1 protein-coding gene is annotated in these 2,746 nt (G+C 41.4%); it reads right to left on the reverse strand.

Translation table 11 applies throughout. From position 1 onward, the window contains the following. Nucleotides 1-39 precede the first annotated feature (39 nt). Nucleotides 40-2,746, reverse strand: a 2,707-nt coding sequence (locus VN429_RS09680; protein WP_325632683.1) for a cation-translocating P-type ATPase, incomplete at its 5' end; no start/stop codon positions are given.

Consider the following 2,746-nt stretch of genomic DNA (forward strand, 5'->3'; position numbering starts at 1 on the left):
ATACTTCTTAAAGTAAATGTGTGATGTATAATTTTCAGGTTATACCTCCACAGGTTTGTGTTCATCCTTTTTTCTCTCAATTATCCGCATTACTGTTTTTCTTAATTCTTCAGCGATGAGAAGAACCGGGGCCCAGGCAAATAAAAAAATCCAGTTGTGAAGAGGAAAGGGAGCTGTACCTATTACATTTTGTAGAAATGGAATATAAATTATTGAAAAAATGATTATTAGTTCACTTGCAATACCTATCCAAATCATGTTGTTTGTAAATAATCCAACAGAGAGGAGGGAACTCCGGTCTGTTCGTCTTCCGAGGAGATTTCCAATCTGTGTGGTAACGACGGCTGCAAGTGCCATTCCAACTGCTGAATGGTATAACGGGCCATCTGAAGGGAGACCGTAAATCTGCCCCCAATATCCGTTTGTCCAAAACTCGTAAAAGAATGCTGACATAACTGCAAGACCCTGAATTGGAGCAAGCCAGAGATATGAACGCATGAGCAAAGATTTGGTTATCACGTGTTCTTTAAGATTCCTTGGTGGAATGTCCATAATTCCTGGTTCTGCTGGCTCTGAACCCAAAGCTAATGCAGGTATAAGATCTGTTCCAAGGTCTATGGATAAGATGGGCATGACGTTTAATGCCAGTGGGATTCTCCCTTTACTAGAAGCAAAAAAGATGAATGGAACTGCCTCTGTGGCATTGCTGGTAAAAATATACCCCGTGAATTTTTTGATGTTTGCATACACTGTCCGTCCTTCTTCCACAGCATTGACAATTGATGCAAAATTATCATCTGTCAAGATTATATCTGCTGCTTCTTTTGCAACATCAGTCCCTGTCATTCCCATTGCAACACCGATATCCGCTTTTTTCAGAGCAGGAGCATCATTTACACCATCACCTGTTACTGCGACAATATGACCCAGTTCTTTTAATGTTTCTACAACCCTGAGTTTATGTTCAGGAGCAACCCGGGCAAATATTACTTCATCATGAAGAGCAGTTTTTAATTCGTCAGCGGTAATCTGATCAAGATCGCTGCCCGTTATTATACGAGGATTCTCACCCTCGATAATACCAATACTGCGTGCAATACTTTTTGCGGTGAGTCCATAATCACCGGTGATCATGATGATTCTGATGTGTGCCTGATGACATTTTTTTACTGCATCAATGACTTCAGGCCTTGGAGGATCGATCATGGCAACTAAGCCCAGAAACGTAAGGTCCTTTTCAACCTCTTCAGGATTTTCTGCCTTCAAATCCCCAGGAATTGTTTTCATTGCCATGGCTAAAACCCGAAGTCCTTGTTCTGATAAAGAATCATTTACCTTCATTATTTCAGAACGTTTATCATCGGTAAGCGATAGTTCGTTATGGAGTTCCAAAAAAGAAGAGCAAATATCCAGGACTGACTTAGGAGCACCTTTCAGATATATAACCTGCTTATTATCTACCTGATGTATGACACTCATCATCTTACGTCTGGAATCAAACGGATATTCACGAATCTGTGGAGACTTAGAAATTTGATCCTCGTATTTAATGCCACCTTTCAAAGCCACTACAAGAAGAGCAGCTTCTGTGGGATCACCTTGAATGGTCCATGGTGCTGAAGTATGTTCCGGGGGAATTAGGCGTGCATCGGAACACAGTGCACCAGCAGTAAGAAATTGATTGAGATCCTGAACTGAAAGAGGATTCAAATCCTGATTATCAGAAATTATCTTACCATCGGGTGAATATCCAATGCCACTCACAGAATAATTGATACCTGAAAGCCAGATTTTCTGAACCGTCATCTCATTTTGTGTCAGTGTTCCAGTCTTGTCTGTGCATATTACAGATGTACATCCTAAGGTTTCAACTGCTGATAAACGCTTTATAAGAGCGTGTCGTTTAGCCATTCGCTGGGAACCCCTGGCAAGGGAGAGAGTAACAGTTGGTAAAAGACCTTCAGGAATGAATGCGACGATGATACCAAGGGCAAAAATAAAACTCTTAGCAGGAGAAACAGGAGTTAATATGGCCATCACCAGAAAAAAAAGGGAGCCAACACTGAATGCTATAATAGAAACTCTCCTGGTTACATGGATCATCTCCTTTTGCAGCGGGCTCATTTCCTCTTCAATAGCCTGGGTAAGATGTGCTACTTTTCCAAATTCCGTATTCATACCTGTTGCGGCTACAACCGCAAGGCCAGTCCCAGAGACTACATTAGTGCCTGCAAAAATAAGATTCGGAATTTCTATTGCTGAAAGTTCTGTGTCATGCCAGGATTCTGCGACTTTTTTTACCGGATGAGACTCCCCAGTAAGGGTTGACTGATCAACTCTCATCTGAGATGCTTCTACCAACCTTCCATCAGCAGAGATATGCACACCCTCTGATAAAACCATCAGATCTCCGGGAACGAGGTTCTCTGCTAGGATTTCAACGTGTTGATTATCCCGAATTACCATTACTTTTACCGGGAGGAGTTTTTGAAGTGCTTCAGCAGCTTTTTCTGCACGAAATTCCTGGCAAAAAGAGAAAATCCCATTAATTACATTGACCATCCAGACAGCAACACCCAGTTCAGGCATCCCAGCTAGGAACGCAATACCACCACTTATCCATAGCAAAATTGCCATGAGATGGATAAAATTACTAATAAAACGCAAATATATTGATTTTTTGCGGACTTTTGTAATGCTGTTTTTCCCATACTGGTTTAATCGGTTTACTGCTTCAGCTTGTGTC

It is taken from the genome of Methanospirillum sp. (assembly GCF_035560735.1).
Lineage (GTDB): Archaea > Halobacteriota > Methanomicrobia > Methanomicrobiales > Methanospirillaceae > Methanospirillum.